We start from the raw sequence: 1,604 nt of genomic DNA, 5'->3' as shown, positions 1-1,604 counted from the left end.
AAACTGGCACTTATCCAGAAACATTAGAAGATTTAATTAAAACTAAGGAACAATATGTTCTTTGGATTGAAAAATTACTTGAAGCTCCATATGCAGATCAAGGAATACATTATAGATATGAATACGATAGAGAGAAAGATAGATATGTTCTTTTTAGTGCGGGTTATGATGGAAAAGCAGATAGTAATATAAGTGATGGTATTCTTGGAGATGATATAGGATGTATAGATGGAAAAGATATAGGATATATGGAGAAGAATGGGTGGTGGATTTACCGTTAGATGATTTTTTAATAAAAGATAGTTGACAATTATATTGGAGATGTCATGAGAATGGCATCTCTTTTATTTTGCGACAAAATAGCGATTTAAAAGCTTCTGGGTAGTATATGCTATTGCCAGTAAAAATAGATATTTCTATGGGAGGTTTTTAAAGTGGCTGTATCCGAAGAAGAAAAAGCGAAACTGGAAGAAATCAATGCAGTAATGAGCAATAACAACTATCAGGATATATATCAGCAGCTGATTGACAGCATTATGAATAATGAGGTTCCTTGGCAGAAACCGTGGGATGGCAATGTAGGAAGTGAACTACTGGGGACGCCTGTTAGTGGCGGTTCCGGACGTGGATATACTGGCGCTAACAAATTATTCCTGACCCTATTGCTTAATCAGCTGCGTGATCCGGACGGTAATGTGGATCCACGTTTTTATACTTATAATCAGATACGGAAGCACGCGGATAAAGGCTATCACCTGGTAAAGGGAGCACATGGCTGCTGTATCACCATGTATTTCAAATATACCCACGATAAAGATGGGGATCCGTTACCGCTGGAGGAGCAAAAGTGGCATAAGACTTATTGCACGGTGTTTCATCCGAGCCAGATAAGGCAGTCAGTATATGTTTTGGACAAGGACGGAAATAAAATTCCTCTTTTGGATAAGGATGGCAATCAGCGTATAGGCAAAGATGGCAGTTTTCTGTATAAGATGGAAGACAAGCCGTTTCCGAAGTATGTACCACGGTTTAGGCCCTATACTCATGAAGAAACCAACGAGCTGATTGAGATTCTCATCAAAAAGTCAGGGGCAATAATTTCCCATGACCAGGGCAACAGGAACTTTTACCGGTCAAGTGAAGATGCCCTGCATCTGACACCGCCTTCAACTTATAAGGATATAAATGATTATTATCGTACTGCGTTGCATGAGTTATGTCACTGGACAGGCCATTCCAGCAGGTTAAATCGAAATCTGAGAGGTAAGTTTGGCAGTAAGGAGTATGCCAGAGAAGAATTGCGTGTTGAAATTGCTGCAGCGTTTATCTGTAGCAATTTCAATATACCGCTATCCGAGCAGCACGGTGCTTATCTGAAAAGCTGGCTGGAAGTCCTGGATAAAGATTCCAAAGAGATGGAAATGGCCCAGCGCGATGCCCATAGGATTATCAATTATATCAACAACCTTGTCAGGGACAGGGTAAAGGAGCTGGAAGCTGTCCGGGAAAATCCTGATAGTGAATATTCGGATAGTGAGGACAAAAATAAAGGCAAGAAAAATAATCCTGCTAAGCCTGATGAAGCAGTAAATGGTGGAGAAGGA

General features: G+C 40.3%; 2 protein-coding genes. Both read left to right on the top strand.

The annotated features are described in order from the left end of the window. The coding region (locus ACI3UA_RS06380) for a hypothetical protein (RefSeq protein ID WP_439723988.1) at positions 1-281 on the top strand (281 nt) is incomplete at its 5' end. A gap of 153 nt (positions 282-434) precedes the next feature. Beyond that, the coding region (locus tag ACI3UA_RS06375; RefSeq protein WP_439723987.1) for a zincin-like metallopeptidase domain-containing protein at positions 435-1,604 on the top strand (1,170 nt) is incomplete at its 3' end.

Source organism: Anaerovibrio sp. (assembly GCF_051866355.1).
Classification (GTDB): Bacteria; Bacillota; Negativicutes; order Selenomonadales; family Selenomonadaceae; genus Anaerovibrio.
Note: the sequence above shows the minus strand (reverse complement) of the source record. Positions and strands in the feature narration are given on the sequence as shown.